23 protein-coding genes are annotated in these 23,866 nt (G+C 75.0%); 7 read left to right on the top strand and 16 right to left on the bottom strand.

Features of this window, described 5'->3' with window-relative positions:
- Nucleotides 1-41 precede the first annotated feature (41 nt).
- From ACI8AP_RS00435 to ACI8AP_RS00425, 3 genes are all read right to left on the bottom strand, one after another.
- Nucleotides 42-1,520 (bottom strand): esterase, encoded by a 1,479-nt coding sequence (locus ACI8AP_RS00435; RefSeq protein ID WP_456587350.1) that lies wholly within the window; start codon nt 1,518-1,520, stop codon nt 42-44.
- 99 nt (nt 1,521-1,619) lie between these two features.
- On the bottom strand, nt 1,620-3,158 hold the full coding sequence (locus tag ACI8AP_RS00430) for an acetolactate synthase large subunit (RefSeq protein WP_456587349.1): 1,539 nt from the start codon (nt 3,156-3,158) through the stop codon (nt 1,620-1,622).
- Nucleotides 3,159-3,162: 4 nt separating this feature from the next.
- Nucleotides 3,163-3,474: an EthD family reductase gene (locus ACI8AP_RS00425; RefSeq protein ID WP_456587348.1), complete on the bottom strand. Its 312-nt coding sequence runs from the start codon at nt 3,472-3,474 to the stop codon at nt 3,163-3,165.
- Nucleotides 3,475-3,673: 199 nt separating this feature from the next.
- Here ACI8AP_RS00425 and ACI8AP_RS00420 point away from each other — a divergent pair, with 199 nt between their 5' ends.
- On the top strand, nt 3,674-3,970 hold the full coding sequence (locus ACI8AP_RS00420; RefSeq protein ID WP_456587347.1) for a WXG100 family type VII secretion target: 297 nt from the start codon (nt 3,674-3,676) through the stop codon (nt 3,968-3,970).
- Nucleotides 3,971-4,049: 79 nt separating this feature from the next.
- Here ACI8AP_RS00420 and ACI8AP_RS00415 read toward each other — a convergent pair whose 3' ends face one another.
- The 4 genes from ACI8AP_RS00415 to ACI8AP_RS00400 all read right to left on the bottom strand — a co-directional run bounded on the left by ACI8AP_RS00415 (nt 4,050) and on the right by ACI8AP_RS00400 (nt 11,473).
- Nucleotides 4,050-8,402 carry an FtsK/SpoIIIE domain-containing protein gene (locus tag ACI8AP_RS00415; protein WP_456587346.1) on the bottom strand — a complete coding sequence of 1,451 codons (4,353 nt, stop codon included), beginning with the start codon at nt 8,400-8,402 and terminating at the stop codon, nt 4,050-4,052.
- A gap of 93 nt (nt 8,403-8,495) precedes the next feature.
- Nucleotides 8,496-9,176, bottom strand: coding sequence for a DUF1028 domain-containing protein (locus tag ACI8AP_RS00410; RefSeq protein WP_456587345.1), 681 nt, complete (start codon nt 9,174-9,176; stop codon nt 8,496-8,498).
- Nucleotides 9,177-9,252: 76 nt separating this feature from the next.
- The gene (locus ACI8AP_RS00405; RefSeq protein WP_456587344.1) at nt 9,253-10,188 is read right to left on the bottom strand and encodes a quinone oxidoreductase family protein; all 936 of its coding nucleotides are present in this window, start codon (nt 10,186-10,188) and stop codon (nt 9,253-9,255) included.
- 85 nt (nt 10,189-10,273) lie between these two features.
- On the bottom strand, nt 10,274-11,473 hold the full coding sequence (locus ACI8AP_RS00400; protein WP_456587343.1) for an acyl-CoA dehydrogenase family protein: 1,200 nt from the start codon (nt 11,471-11,473) through the stop codon (nt 10,274-10,276).
- Between the two features lie 141 nt (nt 11,474-11,614).
- On the opposite strand from ACI8AP_RS00400, the gene ACI8AP_RS00395 reads away from it, so the two are divergent.
- The 3 genes from ACI8AP_RS00395 (at nt 11,615) to ACI8AP_RS00385 (ending at nt 13,431) form a co-directional block, all read left to right on the top strand.
- The gene (locus ACI8AP_RS00395) at nt 11,615-12,328 is read left to right on the top strand and encodes a M23 family metallopeptidase (protein WP_456587342.1); all 714 of its coding nucleotides are present in this window, start codon (nt 11,615-11,617) and stop codon (nt 12,326-12,328) included.
- A 9-nt stretch (nt 12,329-12,337) separates the two neighbouring features.
- Nucleotides 12,338-12,709 (top strand): DUF4190 domain-containing protein, encoded by a 372-nt coding sequence (locus ACI8AP_RS00390; protein WP_456587341.1) that lies wholly within the window; start codon nt 12,338-12,340, stop codon nt 12,707-12,709.
- Between the two features lie 77 nt (nt 12,710-12,786).
- Nucleotides 12,787-13,431 (top strand): dihydrofolate reductase family protein, encoded by a 645-nt coding sequence (locus ACI8AP_RS00385; protein ID WP_456587340.1) that lies wholly within the window; start codon nt 12,787-12,789, stop codon nt 13,429-13,431.
- 55 nt (nt 13,432-13,486) lie between these two features.
- Here the strand turns inward: ACI8AP_RS00385 and ACI8AP_RS00380 are convergent, their stop codons facing one another.
- The 3 genes from ACI8AP_RS00380 to ACI8AP_RS00370 all read right to left on the bottom strand — a co-directional run bounded on the left by ACI8AP_RS00380 (nt 13,487) and on the right by ACI8AP_RS00370 (nt 16,492).
- A complete protein-coding gene (locus ACI8AP_RS00380; RefSeq protein ID WP_456587339.1) occupies nt 13,487-14,440 on the bottom strand; it encodes an HpcH/HpaI aldolase/citrate lyase family protein in 954 nt (317 codons plus the stop codon).
- Nucleotides 14,441-14,645: 205 nt separating this feature from the next.
- Nucleotides 14,646-15,515 (bottom strand): DMT family transporter, encoded by an 870-nt coding sequence (locus ACI8AP_RS00375; protein ID WP_456587338.1) that lies wholly within the window; start codon nt 15,513-15,515, stop codon nt 14,646-14,648.
- Between the two features lie 101 nt (nt 15,516-15,616).
- Nucleotides 15,617-16,492, bottom strand: a complete 876-nt coding sequence (locus ACI8AP_RS00370) for a PhzF family phenazine biosynthesis protein (RefSeq protein ID WP_456587337.1) — start codon at nt 16,490-16,492, stop codon at nt 15,617-15,619.
- A 25-nt stretch (nt 16,493-16,517) separates the two neighbouring features.
- Here ACI8AP_RS00370 and ACI8AP_RS00365 point away from each other — a divergent pair, with 25 nt between their 5' ends.
- Nucleotides 16,518-17,756: a magnesium transporter MgtE N-terminal domain-containing protein gene (locus tag ACI8AP_RS00365; RefSeq protein WP_456587336.1), complete on the top strand. Its 1,239-nt coding sequence runs from the start codon at nt 16,518-16,520 to the stop codon at nt 17,754-17,756.
- Nucleotides 17,749-18,267 (top strand): DUF1003 domain-containing protein, encoded by a 519-nt coding sequence (locus tag ACI8AP_RS00360; protein ID WP_456587335.1) that lies wholly within the window; start codon nt 17,749-17,751, stop codon nt 18,265-18,267. Before ACI8AP_RS00365 ends, ACI8AP_RS00360 begins: the two co-directional genes overlap by 8 nt.
- A gap of 6 nt (nt 18,268-18,273) precedes the next feature.
- Here ACI8AP_RS00360 and ACI8AP_RS00355 read toward each other — a convergent pair whose 3' ends face one another.
- The 4 genes from ACI8AP_RS00355 to ACI8AP_RS00340 all read right to left on the bottom strand — a co-directional run bounded on the left by ACI8AP_RS00355 (nt 18,274) and on the right by ACI8AP_RS00340 (nt 20,554).
- Complete coding sequence (locus ACI8AP_RS00355) at nt 18,274-18,738, bottom strand: PPC domain-containing DNA-binding protein (protein ID WP_456587334.1); 465 nt, start codon at nt 18,736-18,738, stop codon at nt 18,274-18,276.
- Between the two features lie 86 nt (nt 18,739-18,824).
- Entirely contained in the window at nt 18,825-19,490 is a 666-nt protein-coding gene (locus tag ACI8AP_RS00350; RefSeq protein ID WP_456587333.1) for a DUF6518 family protein, read from the bottom strand.
- Nucleotides 19,491-19,547: 57 nt separating this feature from the next.
- The gene (locus ACI8AP_RS00345) at nt 19,548-19,865 is read right to left on the bottom strand and encodes an AzlD domain-containing protein (RefSeq protein WP_456587332.1); all 318 of its coding nucleotides are present in this window, start codon (nt 19,863-19,865) and stop codon (nt 19,548-19,550) included.
- Nucleotides 19,862-20,554, bottom strand: a complete 693-nt coding sequence (locus ACI8AP_RS00340; protein ID WP_456587331.1) for an AzlC family ABC transporter permease — start codon at nt 20,552-20,554, stop codon at nt 19,862-19,864. Before ACI8AP_RS00340 ends, ACI8AP_RS00345 begins: the two co-directional genes overlap by 4 nt.
- 165 nt (nt 20,555-20,719) lie before the next feature.
- On the opposite strand from ACI8AP_RS00340, the gene ACI8AP_RS00335 reads away from it, so the two are divergent.
- Nucleotides 20,720-21,871: an Mrp/NBP35 family ATP-binding protein gene (locus tag ACI8AP_RS00335; protein ID WP_456587330.1), complete on the top strand. Its 1,152-nt coding sequence runs from the start codon at nt 20,720-20,722 to the stop codon at nt 21,869-21,871.
- Between the two features lie 120 nt (nt 21,872-21,991).
- Here the strand turns inward: ACI8AP_RS00335 and ACI8AP_RS00330 are convergent, their stop codons facing one another.
- Complete coding sequence (locus tag ACI8AP_RS00330) at nt 21,992-22,357, bottom strand: twin-arginine translocase TatA/TatE family subunit (RefSeq protein ID WP_456587329.1); 366 nt, start codon at nt 22,355-22,357, stop codon at nt 21,992-21,994.
- 60 nt (nt 22,358-22,417) lie between these two features.
- Nucleotides 22,418-23,797, bottom strand: coding sequence for a S1C family serine protease (locus ACI8AP_RS00325; RefSeq protein ID WP_456587328.1), 1,380 nt, complete (start codon nt 23,795-23,797; stop codon nt 22,418-22,420).
- Between the last annotated feature and the right edge of the window lie 69 nt (nt 23,798-23,866).

The raw sequence follows: 23,866 nt of genomic DNA, 5'->3' as shown, positions 1-23,866 counted from the left end.
GTGCGGGGAGGAGGGCCCTCGGTGGTCAGCCGTGCCGCGGATCAGCCCCCGGCGCCCGGCGCCGGGCACTCCTCGTAGAAGGACCGCGTGCCGGTGCGCACCGGCGTGGTGAACTCGCACCCGTAGTTCGGGTCGGCGACGACCTCGGGGTCGAGCACCGAGGCGCCCGCAGGCGTCACGCCGTTCTCCACCCAGTCGACCAGGTCGAGGAACTGGTCGGCCGCCTCCTCGGGCGTGTACTCGCAGTGCCCGGCGGCCCGGATCGCCCGCTGGACCAGCAGGTCCGCGTTGCCCTGCGCGGCGACGTCGGCGGCGTAGTGCTGCTCCATGGAGAACGGCACGTAGTAGTCACCGAGGGTGTGCGAGGAGAGCACCGGGACGTCGATGTCACCGGTGAGCGCCGGGACGGGGACCGCCAGGCGGGTGCTCCGGGTCCCGGGCGCCGGCGCCACCCGCTCCACGCGCTGGTCGAGCGTGGAGCCGTCCTCGAAGGTGTGGTCCACCGGGTAGTCCTGGTCGGCGTTGGTCCAGACCGCACCCGGCAGCACGCCCGCGAGGCCACTGGGCTCGTTGGTCACGACGCCGTAGACGAAGTTCTGCCCCTCCCAGTAGCCGAAGGCCTCGTCGTCACCGGGGCGCTCGCCGCCGGTGATCGCCGTGATGTTGGCGCGGAAGACCTCGCCCTCCTCGGTCAGCCCCTCGTACACCGGGGTCGGCGTGGTCGGGGTGCCGAGCGCGGCCTTGATCTGCGGCACGACCTCGGCGAAGTACTCCGACTGGGAGGGGAACGGGTAGGCGTCCACCCCGGCGAGCGTCTGCGCGAGCAGGTTGTAGTCGAGGAAGAAGTCGTAGAGCTCGAAGTCGCCCATGACGCCGCACATCGGCGCCGCGCCGTCCCACTCGACGCCGCGGTCGCGCTCCAGGAGCGTGCCGATGACGTGCCCGCCCATCGAGACGCCCTGCAGGTACCGCTGTTCGGCCCGCCCGACCCGCGCGTCGAAGATCCGCGCCAGCCGCTCGGTGGCGAGCGCACCGGCCTCGATGTCGTACCGGTTCTCGCCGTAGGAGGAGGCCGCCCAGGCGAAGCCGTTCTCGATGTAGGTGCGCCGCAGGTCGTAGCTGGGGTCGCTGACGTAGACGGTGGTGCCGGTGCCCCGGTAGCCGTGCTCCCAGAAGACGACGTCGCCGTTCCAGTCCAGCGGCACCTCGATGCGGTACGCGGAGCCGCGGTCGGTGCCGTAGAGCACCTTGCTGATCGGGTTGCCGGCCTCGTCGGTCAGGGGCACGAACTCCTGGCCGGCGGTCTCACCGGCGTAGTCGTAGCGCGGGTCGGCGACCGTCCAGCGCAGGTTGTAGACCCGCTCCTTCGGCGACTGCTGAACCGGCTGCCAGTCCGGGTTCGACACCTGTTCGTCGGAGGACGGGGGGACGGCGAGGGCGGGGCCCCCGACGGTGAACACACCAAGACCCACGCCTGCCGCGACAGCGAGGGGGGCCAACCGGTTGCGGTGCAGGGACACGAGACGACTCCTTCGTCGACACTGTGCTGCTCGTCACAGCGGAGCGCCTCTGTGTACTCCATCCGGGTGACGGACCGGTACCCCACCCCCCGGACGACCTCAGCGCAGGACGGCCTGGATGAGGTGCGGGCCGGGCTCGGCCAGCGCCCGCCGCAGTTGGTCGGCCAGCTCGTCGGCGGTCGTCGCACGGCTCGCCGGCACGCCCATCCCCTGCGCGATCGCCACGAAGTCCAGCCGGGGGCCGCCCAGGTCGAGCAGCTGCCGCGCCCGCTCGCCGTCGTTGGCCGCGCCCACCCGCTTGAGCTCGTGCTCGAGGATCGCGTACGAGCCGTTGTCGCAGACGATCGTCGTGATGTCGGCCTGCTCGCGGGCGTAGCTCCACAGCGCCGAGATCGTGTACATCGCGCTGCCGTCGGCCTGGATGCCGATCACCGGCCGGTCGGGGCAGGCCACCGCCGCGCCCAGCGCCATCGGAAGCCCGTCGCCGATCGCGCCGCCGGTGAGCGAGAGCCAGTCGTGGCGCGGGCCGGCCGAGGTCATCTCGGTGAGCCCCGCGCCGGAGGTGAGCGCCTCGTCGACGACGACGGCGTCCTCGGGCAGCAGCGCGCCCACTACCGCGGCCATGCTGCGCGGGGTCAGCTCGCCGGTGGGCAGCTCGGGCCGCTCGAACTCCGCGACCTCCGGCTTCGCGTCCGGCGCGACGACGTCGGCCAGCGCCCGCAGCGCGGCGACGCCGTCCTCGCCCGGGGCGCTGAGCACGTGCACCGCGCAGTCCTCGGGCACCGGGTGGCCGGGCACCCCGGGGTAGCCGAAGAAGTGCACCGGCGCGGTGGTGCCGGCGAGCACCAGGTGCCGGGTGCCGGCGAGGGCGGCCATCGCCATCTCCGGCGGGTAGGGCAGCCGGTGCAGGTCGGGCAGGCCGGCGCCGCGCGCCGACCGGGCCGGGAACGTCTCGGCCATCAGCCGGACCCCGGTGCCCGCGGCGACCTGGGCGGCGGCCAGCTGGCCCTCCTCGGTCATGACGTCGCCACCGAGCAGGAGCACCACCGGCTCGGCGGACCGCACGACCGAGGCCACGTCCTCGACCACGGACGGGGCGACGTGCGGCCGCGGCCGCACCCGGAGCGGCTCCGCGACGTCGGCGCCCTCCTCCCAGGAGACGTCGGCCGGGAGGATGAGCGTCGCGATGCCACCGGTGGCGACGGCGGCCACCGCCTCGGCGGCGTCGGCGGCGACGTCGGCGGGTGACAGCGACCGGCGCAGCCAGGTCGAGAAGGTCCCGGCGACGGCGTCGATGTCCGACTCCAGCGGGGCGTCGAGGCGCTTGTGCGAGCGGGCGTGGTCGCCGACGACGTTGAGCATCGGCGCCGTGCCCCGGCGGGCGTTGTGCAGGTTGGCCAGCCCGTTGCCCATGCCCGGCCCGAGGTGCAGCAGCGTCGCGGCGGGCCGGCCGGTCATCCGCGCCCAGCCGTCGGCCGCGCCGGTGGCCACGCCCTCGAAGAGGGTCAGCACACCGCGCATCTCCGGCACGTCGTCCAGCGCGGCGACGAAGTGCATCTCCGACGTCCCGGGGTTGGCGAAGCAGACGTCGACGCCCGCGCTCACCAGCGTCCGGATGAGCGCCTGTGCACCGTTCACCGGCTCAGCTCGCCTGCTGCACGTCGAAGTGCACGAAGGTGGCGCCGCCGGTGGCGAAGTTGGCGAGGTCCTTGCCGGCCGCCCGCCCCTCGGGCGAGGCCATGGCCTGCCCCATCGCCTCCTCGGAGTCGAAGTCGAGCTCGGCGATCAGGTAGGGCGCGGGCTGCGCCGGGTCCAGCGACACCGGCTTGCCGTAGGTCAGCCGCACCAGGCCGGGCTGCCGCAGCGCCAGGGGCGTGTGCGTCTCCCGGTAGTACGCGTCGAAGGCGGCCGGGTCCTCCGGCTGTCCGTAGCTGACCACGAGCCTGTGCACCATTTCCGAGCTCCCTCCGCAGGTCCGACGCCCGCCAGCAAACAGGGCATCGGCCTCCGGCGCGAGTCCGGCAGGCTCCCCGCGCGGGTTGTCCACAGGTTCCCGCGGAGCGGCCCGGTCGACCGGCATCCGTTGTTACGTTCCGCCGCGTATCCGCATCCTCCGGTGCCCGGAGCACCCGGACCTCCCGATTGGACTCACCATGGCGAACGTCAACGTCACCTACCAGCAGATGGAAGACGCGGCCGGCCGGCTCACCAACGGGCGGGTCGAGATCGACGGCATGCTCGGTCAGCTCAAGGCCCTCGTCGACCAGCTCGTAGCCGAGGGCTACGTCACCGACGCCTCCAGCCGCAGCTTCTCCGCCTCCTACGACGAGTTCACCACCGGCGCCCGGAACATGGTCGCGGGCCTCGACGGCATGGCCCAGTACCTGACCCAGGCCGCCGCCACCTTCCGCGACGCCGACGCCCAGCTGGCCGGTGCGCTCGGCCGCTGATCAGCCCACCGCACGACGACGGCCGCCCCGCCCCGCGCGAGGCGGCCGTCGTCGTCCCGGGCCGCCGTCGCCGGTCGGGTCAGGGCGCGCCCGGAGGAGCCGGGACGGCGACGGTCCGCAGCTCGCCGTCGCCCAGGTGGAGCAGCGCGCGACCCGGCCGGAGCGGCCCGCCCACGGCACCGCGCGGGAGGCGCACGCCGATCAGGTCGCCGTCCGTGCTCCCCTGCGGCGACAGCAGCACGCCCCGCCTCGCCTTCCGCGCCTCCACCTGCCAGCCCGACAGGCCGGTGCAGATGCCGTCGGCGTTCCCGGCCAGCACCAGGCCGCAGCCGGGGACGGCGCCGCGCACGACCTCGCGGAACACCTCCCCCGCCGGGCAGTCCCGCAGCACCTCGCCGTCGTCCAGCAGCAGGACCAGCGGCCGGCCGGGTACGGAGCGGAGCAGTTCCTGCCAGCGCTCCGCCGGGGCCGCCGGGTCCAGCACGACGTCCAGCACGCCGGGCCGGCCGGCCAGGGCCCGCAGCGGTGAGACCTTCGGCGCGCACACGACGACCGACGTGCCCTGCCGCAGCAGCGACTCGGCCATGACGGCCAGCACCGTGCTCCGGCCCGAGCGCGCCGGCCCGGCGACGACGAACGCGGGCCCCCGCTGGACCAGGTCGGGGCCGGCGGCGGCCAGCTCGTCGCCACCGACGCCGACCAGGGCGAACCCCGCGCCGGCGCCGGCCGGGCGCAGCTCCCAGGCGGCCGCGAAGCCCAGGCGCGCGGGCAGCGCGTCGACCCGGAAGGGGCGGGCCGCCCGCGGCACCATCGCGTCGCGCACGTGCGCCGCCTTCGCGATCTCGGCGAGCGCCGCCGCCTGCCCCTGCCCCGACTCGTCGGGGGCGAGCAGCGCGACCTGCGTCTCGATCGCCCCCTCGACGGTGACCGCCCGCCCGGGCGGCAGCTCCCCGGGCACCTGCCGGCCGGGCACGCCGACCAGCGGGTAGTCGCCCCGGTCCGCGAGCCGCAGCACCAGCCGGCTGTCGGTGAGCGACGACAGCCGGCCGGTGCCCAGCGACCGGTCGCCGGTGACCACCACCGAGATCCCGGCGGAGGCCCCCTCCCGGAGGAGGGTCGTCAGCACGTCGGAGAGCCGGCCGCCGTCGACCTCGCCGAGCGTCGGCGTGAACCCCTCCCAGCGGTCGAGCAGGAGCAGGACGTGCGACAGCCGCTCCCCCGGCGGCACCGATCGGCGCTGCTCGCTCACGTCGGCGAAGCCGCCCTCGGCCAGCACCTGCTGGCGGCGCTCCAGCTCGCGGGCGAGCCGGTCGAGCAGCCGGGTGGCGCGCTCGGTCTGGGTGCGGGTCACCACCGCGCCGCAGTGCGGCAGGTCGGCCAGCGGCAGCAGCGCCCCGTTGCCGCAGTCGAGGGCGTACAGGTGCACGTCGGCGGTCGAGCAGCGCGCGCCGGCGGCCCCGGCCAGGGTGCGCAGCAGCTGCGACCGGCCGCTCTTCGGCGAGCCGACCACCAGCAGGTGCCCGTCGACCGCGGGGTCGAAGGCGGCCACCCGCCGCTCCTGGGTCGCGGGGAGGTCCTGCAGCCCGTAGGGCAGCCAGGTCGCCCGGCCGTCCACCGGGTCCGCCAGGTCGGCGACCAGCACCCGTGCGGGCAGCGCCGGCAGCCACGGGCTGCGCTGCGCGGGCACGCCCTCGGCCTGCGCCGCGCCGCGGACGGCGTCGACGAGCACCGACAGGTCGGTGACCTCGGCGTCGGAGGCCCGGCTCGCCGTCGCCGGCCGCCGCGGTGGCGCGTACCCCAGCTGGTGCCAGCCGAGGGGGACGGCGAACGGCGCCGCCGCGGCCACGGCGCCCTGGCCGGGACGCCGGCCCCCGATGCGGCCCGCCTGGAAGGGCACCAGCGCGCCGTGCCCGAGCCGCGCGAACCCGCGGCCGGGCGCGGACCGGGCGATGCGCGCGGCGTCGGGGGCCTCGAGCACGTCGCTGCTGTCGGCCGCGTCGGTGACGCGCAGCGAGATGCGCAGGTCGGTGTTCGCCCGGATCTCCGGCGAGACGACGCCGCTGGGCCGCTGGGTGGCCAGCAGCAGGTGGATGCCCAGCGACCGCCCGCGCTGGGCGATGCTCACCAGCCCCGCCACGAAGTCGGGCAGCTCCCGCGCCAGCGAGGCGAACTCGTCGATGACGATGAGCAGCCGGGGCAGCGGCGGCGAGCCGGGGTCGCGGGCCTGCAGTTCGACGTAGTCCTCGATGTCCTTGACGCCGGCCGCAGCCAGCCGGTGCTCGCGGTACCTGAGCTCCGCGCCGAGCGAGGTGAGCGCCCGTTCGACGAGGTGGGCGTCGAGGTCGGTGACCATGCCGACGGTGTGCGGCAGGTGCACGCAGTCCTTGAACGCGCTGCCGCCCTTGTAGTCGACCAGCACGAGGTTGAGCGTGTCCGGGCGGTTGGCCACCGCCAGGGACGCGATCATCGTCTGCAGCAGCTCCGACTTCCCCGCGCCGGTGGTCCCGGCGACCAGCCCGTGAGGGCCGTCGGTGCGCAGGTCGAGGGTGAACGGCCCGTGCAGACCCGCGCCGGCCACCACCCGCGTGCTCCGGCCCGCCAGCTGCCAGCGGGCACGCACGCCGTCGACGGTGGGCGGCTCGAGCCCGAGCAGGTCGAGCAGCCGCACGCTGTCGGGCAGGACGGCGTCGTCCTCCTCCGGGCTCACGTCGCGCAACGGGGCAAGCGCCCGGGCCGCGCGTTCGGCCAGCTCCGCGGGCACCGGCTCGGCGAGCACGCCCGGCACCGGGTCGCGGCCGCTGCGCCGGACGACCAACCGCGCCTCCTCGCCCGGGTCGAGGACGGCGGTCGCCGTGGCCGCCTCCGGCAGGAAGCGCTCCTCCTCGTCGGCGCAGACGGCGTACACCCCGACCGCGGGGCCGTCCTGCAGCAGCTGGGCCAGCCCGGGGGTGGCACGCAGCGACCGGAACCCGTGGACGACGAGCACGTGTGCCGGGAAGAACTCCGGGATCACGCGCCCGCCGCCGGCCGTCGCCGAGCGGCGCGTGCGGACGAGCGCCGCCAGCTCCGCGACCCGGGCGGCCACCGTCTCGGTGTCGTTCCCGACGAACGCAACCGGGCCCTCGCCGTCGGCCGGCCGGGCGTGCGGCAGCCAGCGCACCCAGCTCCAGTCCGCCTGGCTGCGCGCGGTGAGCAGCGTGAGCGCCAGGTCGCGCGGCGGGTGGGTGACCGCCAGCTGCAGCACCACCCACCGCAGCAGGCCGGCCAGCGGGGCGGCCGGGCCGGCCAGGCCGACGACACCGGCCTCGCGGAGCGGCACCACGACGGGCGCGGCGTGCACGGTGCGCTGCTGCGGCGGCTCGTCGCGCCCCGACCGGTCGGTGACCACCACGCGGGCGGGCAGGTCGGCCGCGCCCAGCCGCAGGTCGAGGGCGTCGGGGTCGGTGCGGCGCCGCTCCCACAGCCGGCGGTCGGGCAGGACGGCGGTGAGCAGCGCGGTCGCCGGGTCCGGGTGCGCGTCGCGCCGGCGGGCGGTCTCCTCGGCCACGGCGCGGTCGATCCGCGCCCGGGCGCGGGCGAGCTCCCGGGCGTGCTCCTCGTGCGCCCGGCGCTCCTCACGGGCGCCCTGCCGGCGGTCGGCCACGGTGTTGCCGATCATCACCACCGGGCCGGCGACGGCGAACACCAGGTACAGCGGCGAGCGCAGGACGACCGCCAGCACGACGCCGACGAGCAGCGGCACGAGGACCATCACCAGCGGGAACCGGCGGGGCTCCCGCGTCGCCGGCTCCTGCGGCAGCTGGATGCGCACCTCGGGTGCCGAGGGGAGCAGCCGGGGGGCACGGACGAAGGCACGCGCCCCCGGGCCGGCCGGCTCGACGGCGGCGTCGGCGACGGGGGCCGGCTCGACGACCAGCTGGGTGTCACCGAGCTGCACGAGCTGACCGGGGGCCAGCGCCACGTCGTCGTCCTCGGGCACCGGCGCGCCCTCGATCGTGGTGCCGTTGGCCGAGCCGAGGTCGCGCAGCGTCGCGCCGTCCGCGCCGATCCGCAGCACCGCATGCCGGCGGGACATCGCGCGGTCGGTGAAGCCGAACGGACCGCTGCGGCCGAGCTCGTGCTCGCCCATCGGCAGCGCGGCGGCCAGCCCGCTGCACGGGCCGCTGCGTACCCGCAGCTGCCAGCCACGCGGGCCGGCCGGCGCGGCCGCGGGCGCGGTCAGGTGGACGACGGCGCCGTCGACGAGGTCGCTCTCCCCCACCGGCTGCTCGTCGTCGAGCCGGCCGCCGGCGAGCCACAGCCCCGCGGCGGGCAGGCCGGCGACCCGGCCCAGCTCCGCGACCAGCCGGCCGACCGGCAGGTCGTCGTCCACGTCGACGGCGACGTCGAGCAGCGTGCCGTCGGTCTGCCCGACGCTGACCTGGACGCGCACGCCGGGACCGTAGGCGGACGGCGCCGAACCGGTCCAACGCCGGCTGTGGAAAACCCCCTCCCGCAGGCTCCCCGCCCGGGCGGCGCTCCCCGGTCAGGCCTCCAGCAGTTCGCGGGTGGCCGCGCCCACGGGGTCGCGGCGGGTGGGCAGCCGCTGCACCTCGGGCAGGAAGTCGGTGCGGTACTCCTCGAACAGCTCGCGCAGCCGCAGCGCGGGGTCCTTGTCCGAGTCGACGCGGATGTCCCAGAGGGGGTAGGCCTCCGACCCCAGCACCAGCACGTGCCCGGAGCGGGAGCCCTCCGTGTCGGCGCCGGTCGCCTCGCCGGCCTCCACGGCCAGCACCAGCCGCTCGGCGAGCTCGCGGTCCCGGTGGGCGTGGAACGCCTCGAGGGCCGCCTCGAGCGTCTGCCGGCCGACCAGCCGGTTGCCCGACACCACGACCGCGTCGTCCTCGATGTGCCCTGACCAGCCGAGGGCGCGCCCACCGGTCCACGCGGCCGTGCAGCCATTGCGGTCGACGAAGCCGCACTGCCGCACGTCGCGACCGGGATCCCGGCGGAGCACCTCGTCCAGCGCGGCCGGCGCCTCCAGCCCCTCGGCCATCAGCCGCAGCCCGTCGATGGCGAGGTAGGGGTTCATCGACGCCTGCGACGCGGCGGCGCCGACGCCCGGCGATGCGTGCCCCACGAGCTTGCCGACACCCATGAGCGCGGTCAGGGCACCGACTCCCAACTCACCGGTGTGCGGGCAGCGGGCCACGATCGAGAAGGTCATGCGGGGATCTCCGTCCGTCGTCGGTCGTCCCGCCGCAGGTGCCCGCCCCGGCCGGCGCTCAACCGGGCCCGCCGCCTCAGAAGGTGAGCACGAGCCGTCCGCGCACGCCCCCCGCCTCCAGCACCCGGTGCGCCTCGGCCGCCTGCTCGGCGGGGAACGTGCGGGCCACCCGAAGGGTCACCGCACCCTCCTCGACCTGCTGGCGGAGCCGGTCCAGCGCCGCCCGGTCCTCGGCGACCTTCCGCACCATGGTCGGGAAGAAGCGCAGGCCGCGCTCGCCGTTGCCGCGGTAGCCGCGCACCGTGGCCACCGCCCCCCCGTCGCGGACGGCGGGCAACACCTGCTCGTCCTGCACCGATCCGTCGGCCAGCCCGTCGACGCCCTCGGGGAAGTGTTCGCGGATCCGGTCGGCGACGTCGTCCCCGCGCCGGACGACGACGTCGGCGCCCAGCCCCCGTACCAGCTCCTCGTCGGCCTCGGAGGCGTCGGCCACCACGGTCAGCCCGTCGGCCTTCGCCAGCTGCACCACGTAGCCGCCGAAGGCGCCCGCCGCGCCGGTCACCGCGAGCACCTGACCCGGCTGCAGCGCCATGAGGTCCAGGGCGAGCCGGGCGGTGAGCCCGTTCATGGGCAGGGTCGACGCCTCCACGGCGGTCGCCCCGGCCGGCGCGCGGACGACGGAGCCGCCCGGCAGCACCTTGTCCTCGCGGTAGGCGCCGTAGGGCCCGAAGGGCACGACGATCCCCATCGCCAGGTCACCCACGGACAGGTGGTCGACGCCCTCGCCGAGTTCGGTGACGACGCCGGCGACGTCCATCCCCGGCACCCACGGCGGGTTCTTCACCGGGTCGCGCCCGGCGTAGGCGCCGCTGCGGGCGTGGGTGTCGGTCGGGCTCACCGCGGCCGCCTCGACCCGCAGCCGCACCTGGCCCGGACCCAGGGGCTCCGGCTCCACCTCGACGATGTGCAGGACCTCCGGCCCGCCGAACTCGGTCACTCCCGCTGCACGCATGGCTCCTGCATACACGCGCACGCAGGAGTGAACGCGAGAGGCCCAGAACCGAAGTGGTTCTGGGCCTCAGGCGTTCAACGGGTTCTCAGCCCTTGAGCTTGTACTCCTTGAGCAGACCGCGGCTGATGATCGTCTTCTGGATCTCGCTGGTGCCCTCGCCGATGAGCAGGAACGGCGCCTCCCGCATGAGGCGCTCGATCTCGTACTCCTTGGAGTAGCCGTAGCCGCCGTGGATGCGGAAGGACTGCGTGGTGACCTCGGCGCAGTACTCGCTGGCGATCAGCTTGGCCATGCCGGCCTCGACGTCGTTGCGCTTGCCGGCGTCCTTGAGGCGGGCGGCGTTGACCATCATCAGGTGCGCGGCCTCGACCTTGGTGGCCATCTCGGCCAGCTGGAAGGCGATCGCCTGGTGCTGCGCGATCGGCTTGCCGAAGGTCTCCCGCTGCTGGGCGTAGGCGACGGCGAGCTCGAAGGCCCGGATCGAGATGCCGCAGGCGCGGGCGGCGACGTTGACCCGGCCGACCTCGACGCCGTCCATCATCTGGGCGAAGCCACGGCCCGGCTCGCCGCCGAGGATGTCGGTGGCCTCCGCCCGGTAGCCGTCGAACACCAGCTCGGTGGTGTCGACACCCTTGTAGCCCATCTTGTCGATCTTGCCGGGGATGGTGAGCCCGGGCTTGACCTCGCCGAACCCGGCCGGCTTCTCGACCAGGAACGTCGTCAGGTTCTGGTGGGCCTTCTCGGCGCCCTCGTCGGTGCGCACCAGCGCCGCGACCAGGGTGGAGCTGCCGCCGTTGGTCAGCCACATCTTCTGGCCGTCGATGACGTAGCCGCCGTCGGCCTGCTTCACGGCCTTGGTGCGGATGCCGGCGACGTCGGAGCCCAGCCCCGGCTCGGACATCGAGAAGGCGCCGCGCACCTCGCCGGTGGCCATGCGGGGCAGGTAGTACTCCTTCTGCTCCTGCGTGCCGTGCTGCTTGAGCATGTACGCCACGATGAAGTGGGTGTTGATGACGCCGGAGACGCTCATCCAGCCGCGGGCGATCTCCTCGACCACCAGCGCGTAGGTGAGCAGCGACTCGCCGAGGCCGCCGTACTCCTCGGGGATCATCAGCCCGAAGATGCCCAGCTCCTTGAGCCCGTCGACGATCTCCTGCGGGTAGACGTCGCCGTGCTCGAGCTCCTGCGCGTTCGGGATGATCTCGCGGTCGACGAAGCTCCTGACCGTCGACAGGATCTCGCGCTGGATGTCGGTCAGATCAGCGGTCTGGGCCAAGCGGGTCACAGGTTCGCTCCTCGGGGACTCCGGTGTCCGGGTTACCGGTGAGTATGGGGCACCCGGTCCCCGGGCTCTGCGTGCGCTCGGTCACTCCCGCGCGCGGCGGACCGGCGCGCGCGACCCGCCCCGGCCCCTAGGCTCGGCGGCATGCGCGAGGCATCGGCGCCGGTGGGCGGACCGCCCGAGGTGGAGCTCGCCCTGCCGTTCCGCGGCCGCTGGCTGACGCAGAACAGCCCGGCGCGGCGGGTGCCGTCCCACGGCGTGGACGTGCTCGGCGAGCGGTACGCCGTCGACTTCGTCCCCGTCGACGACCGGCACCGGACGGCCGCTACCCGCGACTGGCGCACGCTCCTGGCCGTCGAACCGCCGGAGCGCTTCGTGGGTTTCGACCGGCCGGTCCTCGCCCCGGCCGGTGGCGTCGTCGTCCACGTGCACGACGGCGAGCCCGACCACGGGGCGCGCCGCTCCCAGCTCGCCCTGCTCGGCTACGCGCTGGGCCAGGCCGGGCGACTGCGCCAGGGGGTTCCCGCCGTGGCGGGCAACCACGTCGTCATCGAGCTGCCGGCGTCCGGCCGGTTCGTCGCGCTGGCCCACCTGCGATCCGGTTCGCTCCGCGTCTCGGTGGGTGATGCGGTCCACCCCGGACAGCACCTGGCCGGGTGCGGCAACTCCGGCAACTCGACCCAGCCGCACCTGCACCTGCAGGCCATGGACAGCGCCGACCTGACCGTCGCCCGCGGGCTCCCGGTCGCGTTCACCCGCTTCCGGGAGTGGCCGCGCGGCGGAGCACCGCGGAGCCGGGAGCGGGGGGTGCCGGGCGAGGGCGCGGTGGTCGAGCCGGAGGAGACCGAGGCGGGCTAGCGTGCGGCGGTGACCTACCGTGACGACCCGCCGCAGGACGGCTACGGCCCACCGCCGGGATACGGCCCGCCCCCCGGCTACGGGCAGCCCTACGGTCCGCCCGGCTACGGCCCCCCGCCCGGGTACGGCCCGCCGCAGTGGGGCCGGCCGACGAACACCCTGGCGATCCTCGCCCTGGTCATGGCGTTCGTCTTCGCGCCCGTCGGGCTGGTGCTCGGCATCATCGCCCGCCGGCAGATCCGCGAGACCGGCGAGGAGGGGGCCGGCCTGGCGCTGGCCGGGATCATCGTCGGCGGCCTGGTCACCGGCTTCTTCGTGCTCATGATCGTGCTCTGGATCGTCGCGTTCGCGGCGCTGACCAGCACCGGCTTCGGCCCCTGATCGCCGCTCGCCGTTGGCGGCGATGAGTTCCGGGCGCTCCAGCGGTCCCCCCTCCACCGACGACGAGAGGGGCAACGGTGGCTCAACTGCTCAGGGTGCAGAACTTCACGGTCTCCAGCGACGGCTTCGGCGCCGGCGAGGGACAGAGCCTCGAGCGGCCGTTCGGCCACGCCGACCCCGGCGAGCTGATGGCCTGGGCCCTCGCCACGGCGAGCTTCCCGAACCGCTCCGAACCCGGGGGCAGCCGCGGGCTCGACGACTACTTCACCCGCGACTTCGCCCACGGCATCGGCGCGGAGATCATGGGCCGCAACAAGTTCAGCCCGCACCGCGGGCCGTGGCGCGACCTCGACTGGCAGGGCTGGTGGGGCGCCGAACCGCCGTTCCACACGCCCGTGTTCGTGATGACCCACCACGTCCGTCCCTCGTTCACGCTCTCGGACACCACGTTCCACTTCGTGGACGCCGACCCCGGGACGGTGCTCGCGCAGGCGCGTGCGGCCGCCCAGGGCAAGGACGTGCGGCTCGGTGGCGGCGCCACCGTCATCCGGGAGTTCCTCGCCGCCGACCTCGTCGACACCCTGCACGTGGCCGTCTCGCCGGTGCAGCTCGGCTCCGGCGTCCGGCTGTGGGAGTCGCCGGACGAGCTGCTCGACCGCTTCCACCGCGACGTCGTGCCGAGCCCGAGCGGCGTGACCCACCACCTGTTCTGGCGGAGGTAGCGGGAACGACGAACGGCGGCCCCGGACCGCTCCGGAGCCGCCGCGTCGTGGCGTCTCAGTCCTCGGGGGGCGTGAAGGACGACGTCCGGGACATGCCCGCGGCGCGGCCCTTGCCGGCGATGACCAGCGCCATCTTGCGGCTGGCCTCGTCGATCATCTCGTCGCCGAGCATCGCCGAGCCCTTCTTGCCGCCGGCCTCCGACGTGTACCAGTCGTAGGCGTCGAGGATCAGCTCGGCGTGGTCGTAGTCCTCCTGCGACGGCGCGTAGATCTCGTTGGCGGCGTCGATCTGGCCGGGGTGCAGCACCCACTTGCCGTCGAAGCCGAGGACGGCCGACCGCTTCGCGACCTCCTCGAACGCCGGCACGTCGCGCACCTGCAGGAACGGGCCGTCGATGGCCTGCACGCCACGGGCGCGGGCGGCCATGAGGATCTGCATGAGGATGTAGTGGAAGGGGTCACCCGGGTAGTCCGGGTGCAGGGCGCCGACCACCAGCGACTTCATGTTGATGCTGGCCATGAAGTCGGCCGGGCCGAAGATGATCGTCTCGATGCGCTCGCTGGCGAACGCGATGTCGTTGACGTTGATCAGGCCCTGCGCCGTCTCGATCTGCGCCTCGATGCCGATGCGCCCGACGGGCAGCCCGTTGGTCTTCTCGATCTGGGTGAGCAGGATGTCCAGCGCGCGCACCTGGGCGGCGTCGACGACCTTCGGCAGCATGATGCAGTCGAGGTTGGCGCCGGCGCCCTCGACGACCTCGATGACGTCGCGGTAGGTCCACTCCGTCGTCCAGTCGTTGACCCGGACGGTGCGGATCTTGTCGCCCCAGCCGCCCTCGTTCAGCGCCGCGACGATGTTCTTGCGGGCGCCGGGCTTGGCCAGCGGCGCGCACGCGTCCTCCAGGTCGAGGAACACCTGGTCGGCGGGGAGGCCCTTGGCCTTCTCCAGGAACCGGGGGTTGCTGCCCGGGACGGCCAGGTTGGAACGACGGGATCGGAGCTCGGCCACGGTGCCTCCGCGTGTGGGTCGGAAAGTTCGGCTACCGGAGGGTAGCGACGGCGTCGCACGCCCGCGCTGCCGCGTTGATCATCGGCCGTCGGCCCCGTCGCAGGGGCCCGCCACGAGCCTGCGAGTGGTCGGGAGGCCTCGGTGCCGGGTCCAGCCGCGAGCCTGCGAGTGGCAGGGGGACCGAGGTCCTTCTGGGGGTCCTTGCTCAGGTGGCGGGCTCGACCAGGGTCGCCGGACGTCCGGCCCGCACCACCAGCGCCACCCCGGCCACCACCAGTACGACCCCGGGCAGCGCCAGCAGCGGCGGCACCTGGCCGAGGAGGACGAGCGCGAACAGCAGCGCGCCGGGCACCTCGAGCAGGACGGCGAGGCTCACCACGGTCGGGCCCACCGACGAGAGCACCAGGTTGAGCAGCGTGTGCCCGAACAGCTGCGCGGAGACGGTGATGCCCGCGATCAGCCACCAGTCCCGGGCCTCGAACCCGCCCAGCGGCGCGTCGACGAGCAGCGCCGCCACCGCGATCACCACGGCGCACACGGAGTAGCAGACGACGGCGTAGGCCGAGGTCGCCAGCCGCCGCCGGGCGCGCGCCCCGGCCAGGACGTACCCGCCGGCGCAGATCGCCCCGAGCAGGGCCAGCGCATCGCCCGCGAGCGCCTCGGCGCTCACCGTGACGTCCACGCCCACGATCAGCACGACGCCGGCGAACGCGAGGAGCAGGCCCCACCAGACCGCGGCCGGCAGCCGCACCCCCGAGATCCGGGCCGCGAGCGCCGTCCAGATCGGCGTGGTGGTGACCAGCGCGACCGAGGCGGCCACCGTCGTCATCGACAGGCTCGGCAGCCACGCGGCGAAGTGCGCCGCGAGGAAGAGCCCCGCGACCACCGAGCTGCGCAGGTCCCGCGCCCGCAGGCCGGCCAGCGTGGCCCGCTCGCGGGTGAGCAGCACGGGCACGAGCGCGGCCGCGCCCGCTGCGTTGCGCCAGAACGCCAGCGCCAGCATCGGCGCGGTGACCATCGCGGTCAGCGGCGCCGACAGCGAGACCCCCACGACCGCGAGGGAGAGCAGGCCCACGTCCCGGCTCCCGGGTCGGTGCAGCGCCCAGGCGGAGGACGCGTGGCCCTCCTGCAGGGCCCCGCCGCGAGCGGGCGAGTGGCGGGGGGCAGGAGTGCCCTTCACCAGGACGGCACCCGGATCCGACCGCTCGCCACCGGGACGACGGCACCGCGCACGGTGGTCGCGACCGCCCGCCCGCCGGCCGCGGTGACGGTGCACCCGAGGACCGAGGGGCGCCCCATCCGCTCGCCCTGCCGCACGGTGAACGACGTCGTCCCCTCCCCGGCCACCAGACCGCTCTCGACCAGCCACACCCCCGCGCCCAGCGCGGCGGAGCCGGTGGCCGGGTCCTCGCCCCAGTTCAGGTCGCGGGCGAAGACGCGCGCGCGGGCGGTCGCGGTCGCACCGTCCCAGGAGAGCACCGACACGCCCTCACCGACGTCGAGCCCGGCGAGCGCGGCCCGGTCGGGGTCGGCCCGGTCGACGGCGTCGGGGCACACGGACAGGTAGCCGAAGGGCAGGCCGCAGCCGGCGACGTCCGAGGGAACCCCGGTGACGTCGGCCTCGTCGAGCCCGAGCGCAGCGGCCAGCACAGCCGGCGCGGGTCCGTCCTGGAGCGTCGGCCGGCCACCGGAGAGGGTTGCGCCGCCGTCGTCGACCACCACGTCGAGCACCCCGGCACCGCACTCCTGGCGCAGCGTCCCCGCCGGCAGCCGCCCGGTGCGGACCAGGGTGTGCGCCGCGCCGACGCTCGGATGGCCGGCGAAGGGCAGCTCGGCGTAGGGCGTGAAGATCCGCACCCGGTAGTCGGCGCCGGGCTCCGTGGGGGCGCACAGGAACGACGTCTCCGAGAGCTGGAACTCGTTCGCCAGGGCCTGGCACTGCTGCGTCGTGAGCTCGTCGGCGGCGAAGACCACCGCCAGCGGGTTCCCGGCGAACGCCCGCGGGGCGAACACGTCGACGACCTCGTACTCCAGCGCAACCGGGGCAGTCACGGCGCCGACGGTAGCCTTCCGATCCGTGACGACGGCGACCAGGGCGTACGTCTCCCGGCTTGCCGGGCTGACCGTCTTCGACCCCAACGGCGACCGGGTCGGGAAGGTCCGCGACGTCGTCGTCGGGCTCCGGGTGGGCACCGCCTGCCCCCGCGTCCTCGGCCTCGTGGTCGAGGTGGTCGCCCGGCGGCGGATCTTCGTGCCGATGGGCCGGGTGACGGCGCTGGACCCGGGAGCGGTGATGCTCGCGTCGGGCACCCTCAACCTCAAGCGGTTCGAGCAGCGGGGCGGCGAGACCCTCGTGCTCGGCGAGCTGCTCGACCGGCAGGTGACGATCAACGAGTCCGGCCGCCCGGCCACGGTCGTCGACGCCGGCATGGAGCAGACCCGCACCGGCGACTGGCTGCTGTCCCGGGTCGCCGTCCAGGAGCCCGGTCGCATCGGCCGGCGCGGGCAACTGCACCAGCTCGAGTGGGGCGAGGTCACCGGGCTGGCGCTCTCGCCGGCCGGGCAGGGCGCCGAGACGCTGATCGCCACCTACCGGGAGCTGAACGCAGCGGACATGGCGCACGCGCTCCAGGAGCTCCCGATCAAACGCCGGCACGAGGTCGCCGAGGCCATGGACGACGTGCGGCTGGCCGACGTCCTGGGCGAGCTCCCCGAGGCCGAGCAGATCACCATCCTCGGCACGCTGGAGGAGGGCCGCGCGGCCGACGTCCTGGAGGAGATGGACCCCGACGACGCCGCGGACCTGCTCTCCGAGCTGCACCACGTCGACCGCGACCGGCTGCTCGAGCTGATGGAGCCCGACGAGGCCGAGTCGGTGCGCCAGCTGCTCAAGTACTCGGAGGACACCGCCGGCGGCATCATGACCAGCGAGCCGGTCATCCTCTCCCCCGACGCCACCGTCGCCGAGGCGCTGGCCCGGGTGCGGCAGGAGGAGATCACCCCCTCGCTGGCCAGCCAGGTGTACGTCTGCCGCCCGCCGTCGGCCACGCCGACCGGGCGGTACCTGGGGCTCGCGCACATCCAGCGGCTGCTGCGCGAGCCACCCTCGACCCTGGTGAGCGGCGTGCTCGACGACCTGGAGCCGCTCAGGCCGGAGGCGCCGCTCGCCGAGGTCACCCGCTACTTCGCCACCTACAACCTGGTCGCCGCGCCGGTGGTCGACGCGCAGGGCCGGCTGGTCGGCGCGGTGAGCGTCGACGACGTCCTCGACCACCTGCTTCCCGATGACTGGCGGGAGCGGGCGCGCCGTGGCTGACACGCCCCGGCTGGACGTCCCGCGCGGCGGCGCCCGCCGGTTCGGCAGCTTCCTGCGGCTCAACCCCGACGCGGTCGGGCAGTTCGCCGAGGGCATCGCGCGCTTCCTGGGGACGGGGCGGTTCCTGGCCGTCCAGACGATCCTCGTCGTCGTCTGGATCTCGCTGAACGTCTTCGCCGTCCAGCTGCGCTGGGACCCGTACCCGTTCATCCTGCTCAACCTGGCGTTCTCGACCCAGGCCGCGTACGCCGCCCCGCTCATCCTGCTGGCGCAGAACCGGCAGGCCGACCGCGATCGCGTGCAGGCCGAGGAGGACCGCGCCCGGGCGGCGCAGAACCGCGCCGACACCGAGTACCTGGCCCGCGAGCTGGCCGCGCTCCGCGTGGCCGTCGGCGAGCTGGCCACCCGGGACTTCATCCGCGGCGAGCTCAACCGGCTGGTGCCGGACGAGGGCGAGGACCGGGAGCGGCGCGACAAGAAGGGCAAGCGGAAGCGCGACCCGGTCGCCTGAGCCCGCTCAGTGCTCGGCGCGGTCCAGGTCGATCAGCGCCAGCCCGATCTCCGGGCGCATGGTCTTGCGCAGCTGCGCCGGGCTCTCCCGGACCACCACCTCCAGCGTGGGCCACACCTCGCCCTCGAGCAGGTGGCCGCCGCGCGTGGTGGCGTCGGGCAGGCCGAGGACGGCGTGCAGGTGCAGCGCCGGGTTCCCGTCGGTGCCCAGGGCGACGTCGCCGATCAGCGAGAGCACCTCGCACTGCTGGCCGACGGTGACCCGCCGGTAGTCGCTGGTCTGCCGGTCGAACCAGCCGACCACCGCGCGCCGGAACGCGCCGACGGCGGTGACCTGGGCGGCGGAGAGCTGCTCCTCCCGGGCGAACGAGGTCAGCGCCGCCACCGCCTCGTCCCCCTCGTCGAGGATCACGACGTAGGTGCGCTCGCGTTCCGCACTCGTTCCCGGGGTGGTGATCTCGCGGTACTGCACGGGGTCCCTCCGATCGTCGGGGTCGGGCACCCGCTGCCGTGCCCCCCGATCGGCCCCCCAATCCCCGGGCGACCCCGTGCCGCCGGTCAGCGGACGAGGCCGGTCCCGTACAGGCGGTCGAGCAGCTCCTGCGCCAGCCAGGCCATGGGGAGCAGCAGTCCCAGCGCCCACAGCCGGGTGCTGCGCCGGCGGGGCAGCAGCAGGACGACGACCAGGACGACGACGACCTCCACGACCGCCTGCACCGGGTGCAGCACCACGTCGCTGCCCGTCCGATCCAGCCAGAAGCCGCGGAGCGCGCCGTTCGCCAGGGCCGTCCCCGCGGCCAGCGCGAGCAGCGCCCCGGCCAGCGGACCCGGCCGGCGGGAGGCCCACCAGCAGACCGCCGCGAACACCGCCACCGCGGTGGCCGCGAGCAGCAGCCAGGCGGCGATCAGCCCGGGGTCGTAGCCGAAGCCGAGCACGAGGACCGCCCAGCCGTAGTAGGCGGCGGTCATCGCGGCGAAGAAGACGGCCGCACGGACCGCGGCCGACGCGACGCCGGGCGCGAACCGCCCGATCAGCGCCACCACGAGCACCCAGGCCGCCGGGTAGGTGCCGAGATCGGCGGCCCACCGCCACCCCGACTCGTCGCCGAGCTTGGCCGCCACGCCGGCGACCCCGCCCAGGACGGCGAGACCGGCGAGCCGCAGGAACGCCTCCCGCCGGGCGGCCGCCCGCCCCGGCGTCGCAGCCTCGGTCAGCTCTGTCACCCCGCGATCCTGGCCGAGGGGCGGGTGAGCTGCGGTTCCGGCGCGCCGCGGTACCGGTCAGCCGGTGACGACGTGCACGAGCGCCCCGGCCGCCCCCGCGAGCACCAGCACCACGATGAACGGCGCCCGCAGCGCCAGGGCCAGGGCAGCGACGGCCAGCCCGGCCAGCCGCCCGTCGAGCACGAGCCGGTCGCCGCTGGTGAGGGCCTGCACCACCACGAGGGCGGCCAGGAGGGCGGCGGGCACGAAGTCGACGACCCGCGCGACCCACGGCTGCTCCACCCACGCCGCCGGCACCGACAGGCCGGCCAGCTTCAGCAGGTAGCAGCCGGCCGAGGCCACCAGGACCGCCGTCCACACCGCGGTAGCGCTCATGCCGGGCGGACCTCCGACCGCGGCCGGCCGGCGAGCGCGACCGCCACCACCGCGGCGACGACCTGCACGCCGGCGGGCACGAACGGCGTCAGGGCCAGCGCCACCACCGCTCCCCCGAGGGCGACGCGGCGCTGGACCTGCGCCTCCGGGAAGCCCGCGCGCAGCCGGGGCCACAGCAGCGCGAGGAAGGCCGCGGGGACGACGGCGTCCAGCGCCGCCTCCGCCGCCCCGCCGAGCTCGGAGGCGCCGAGCACGCCGATCAGCGTCGTGACGTTCCAGCCGAGGTAGATGGTGGCGCCGGTGGCCCAGAACGCCAGCCGGCCCAGCTCGCGGTCGGGCGCGGCCACGGCCATCGCCGTCGTCTCGTCGATCACCCAGTGCGCCGCACCGGCCCGCCGGGCCGGTCCCCGGGGCGCCAGCAGCGGGGCCATGCGGACGCCGTAGACGGTGTTGCGCGTGCCGAGCAGCAGCGCGCTGCCCGCGGCCGCCGCCGCACTCCCGCCGGCCCCTAGGACGCCGACGAGCGCGAACTGCGACGCGCCGGTGAACATCAGCGCCGAGAGGGTCATCGCCTGCCAGACGTCCAGCCCGGCCGCGTCGGCGGCGGCTCCGAAGGCGATGCCGTACAGCCCGACCGCCAGGCCCAGCCCCACGGCGTCGCGCAGGGTCTGGGAGCGGTCGGCCGGCACGACCCCGACCCTAGGACGCGGCCGGCTGCGCGGTAGATCACCCTCCGCCGGGCAGGCCGGGCCGCCACCCGCCGTACAGTGGCAGGCGACCGATCGCGCAGGTCGCCGCTTCTGGCCGCAGACCGCCGGACGCCGGTCCCCCGTCGAAGGAGACAGACGAACACCATGTCCGACCAGCTGACCGGCACCCCGGCGCTCGACGCCGTCAACGCCGCTCTGGCCACCGTCCAGGACCCGGAGATCAACCGCCCGCTCACCGAGCTCGGCATGGTCAAGGACGTGCGGATCGGGCCCGACGGCTCGGTCGACGTCGAGGTGTACCTGACCGTCGCCGGCTGCCCGATGCGGGAGACGATCACCAACCGGGTCACCGCCGCCGTCGGCGCCGTCCCCGGCGTGACCTCGGTGCAGGTCGCCCTCGACGTGATGAGCGACGAGCAGCGCGCCGAGCTGCGCAAGACCGTGCGCGGCACCGACGCCGCGGACCCGGTGATCCCCTTCGCCCAGCCCGGCTCGCTCACCCGCGTCTACGCCGTCGCCTCGGGCAAGGGCGGCGTCGGCAAGTCCAGCGTCACCGTGAACCTCGCCGCGGCCCTGGCCAAGCGCGGGCTGTCGGTCGGCGTCGTGGACGCCGACATCTACGGCCACTCCGTGCCGCGCATGCTCGGGGTCGACGACAAGCCCACCCAGGTCGACAACATGATCATGCCGCCGCAGTCGATGGGCGTGAAGGTCATCTCGATCGGCATGTTCACCCCGGGCAACACCCCGGTCGTGTGGCGCGGGCCGATGCTGCACCGCGCGCTGCAGCAGTTCCTCGCCGACGTGTGGTGGGGCGACCTCGACGTCCTGCTGCTGGACCTCCCCCCGGGCACCGGTGACGTCGCGATCTCCATCGCGCAGCTCCTGCCCAACGCCGAGATCCTCGTCGTCACCACCCCGCAGCTGGCCGCGGCCGAGGTGGCCGAGCGCGCCGGTGCGATCGCCACGCAGACCCACCAGCAGGTCGTCGGCGTCATCGAGAACATGAGCTGGATGGAGCTCCCCGACGGCTCGCGCGTCGAGGTCTTCGGCTCCGGCGGAGGGCAGACGGTCAGCGACGCGCTCACCCGCACCCTCGGTGCGCGCGTCCCGCTGCTGGGTCAGATCCCGCTGGACACCCGGCTCCGGGAGGCCGGCGACGCCGGTGCGCCGATCGTCCTCGCCGACCCCGAGACCCCGGCCGCCAAGGCGCTGGAGAAGATCGCCGACGGGCTCGCCGTCCGCCAGCGCGGGCTCTCCGGGATGAGCCTCGGGCTCACCCCCGTCAAGCACTGAGCTGACCTACCCGCTCTGGGGGTGTTCCTCCCGCTGTCGGCGTCCTTCAGGACTCCACCAGCGGGAGGAGCACCCCCAGAGTCGTGGCAGGGGTCGTCCTGCGCCGCCCGGCTCAGGGGGTCAGGTCGCGTCGATGTCGAACGGCGGCGGGACGCTGCGGTCGCGCAGCTGCGCGGCGACCACCGTGGCGGCGGTCGCCCCGTTCGCCGTGGCGGCGGGTACCCGGGCGTCGTCATCGTCACCCAGCAGCTGCTCGCGGATGAACGTCCGCGGGTGGTACTTGCGCAGGTCGAGGTCGCGCAGCTCCGCGAAGTCGTCGCCGAGGGAGTCGTTGACCTGGGTGCGCATGCCGGTGACCGCACTGCGCAACCGCTTGAGCCCGGCGGCGGCCTCGCGCGCCAGGTCGGGCAGCCGCTCGGGCCCGAAGATGAACAGGGCGGCGAGCGCCAGCACGAAGATCTCGCCCCAGCCGATCGAGTCGAACACCGTGCTCCCTGTTCCTCCGGCCGCCAGCGCTACCGGGGGTCAGCGTAGCCGCCGCCGGGCCTATGCGGCGGCGAGCGTCACCTCGACCGTGCGCGAGCTCCCGCCGCGCACGAGCTCGACGGTCACGACGTCCCCCGGCTGCCGGGCGTCGACGGCGACGGCCAGCTCCTCGGAGCTGCCGACCGGCGTGTCCCCGACGGCGATGATGACGTCCTGCTCGCGGATGCCGGCCTCGGCCGCGGGGCTGCCCGGCTCGACGTTGACGACCAGGGCGCCGTCGCGCGTGCCGTCGGTGACCGACCGGGCGTTGACGCCGAGCGTGGCGTGCACGGCCGAGCCGGTGGCGATGAGCTGCTCGGTGATCCGCTTCACCGTGTCCACCGGGATCGCGAAACCGAGGCCGATCGACCCACCGGCGCCGGTCGAGGCGATCGCGGTGTTGATGCCGACGAGCGCCCCGCTCCCGTCGACCAGCGCCCCACCGGAGTTGCCCGGGTTGATCGGGGCGTCGGTCTGCACCGCGCTGATCACCGCATTGGTGTCGGTGCCCTCGCCGGAGAGCCGGACCGGGCGGTCCAGCGCGCTGACGATCCCGCTGGTGACGGTGCCCGCCAGCCCCAGCGGCGAGCCGATCGCCACCACCGGGTCGCCGACCACGACGTCGCCGGACCGGCCCAGCGCGGCCGTCACCAGACCGGGCTTCTCCACCTTGACGACGGCGAGGTCGCTGGCCGGGTCGCGGCCCACGATGCGCGCGGCGGATCCGCTGCCGTCGGAGAAGACCGCCCGGATCTCGGCGCCCTCGACGTCGTCGGCGCCGGAGATGACGTGGTTGTTCGTGACGATGTAGCCGTTCTCGCCGTCGATCACGACCCCGGAACCGGTGGCACCGGCCTGGCCGACGCGCACCTCGATCGAGACGACCGCCGGGATCACCGCCTCGGCGATGCCCGACACCGACCCCTGCTCGCGGGGCCCGCCCGGATCGACCTGGGTGAGGGTGGTGCCCGGGGTGTGGAGGGGCGTCTCGTCCGCGGTGCGGGTGAGGTACCAGCCGACGCCGCCGCCGACGAGGCCGACGACCAGCAGGCCGAGCACGGCGAGCGTGGTCAGGCGGATCGAGAGGTCCCGCAGCCGCACCTTGCGGCGGCCGCGGGCGTCCACGACGACGGGGCCGGGCTGGCGGTCCTCGTCGTACACGGCGGGAGCGCCCAGCGCGGCGGGGGACGACGGGTCGCGCCAGGGGTCCTCAAGCGCGTCGGCCTTCCACCACGGGCCGGTGGCGGTGCGCCGCCGTCCGGGGCGGCCATCCGGCGGCTCCTGCAGGCCGCCCCGCCCCGGAGCGGGTGGGCCGAAGGCGCGCAGCAGCGCCTCGGGCGGTGGGGGCGGCACCGGGCGCGGCGGGAGGGTCGGGCGGTCGCCGGCGAAGCTGCCCGTCACCCGCTCCGGGCGTCCGAAGGCCGTGGCCTGCGCGGGGCTGGGCTGGGGGGCGCGGACCGGGCCGGGCGC

It is taken from the genome of Blastococcus sp. SYSU DS1021, assembly GCF_054050995.1.
Note: the sequence above shows the minus strand (reverse complement) of the source record. Positions and strands in the feature narration are given on the sequence as shown.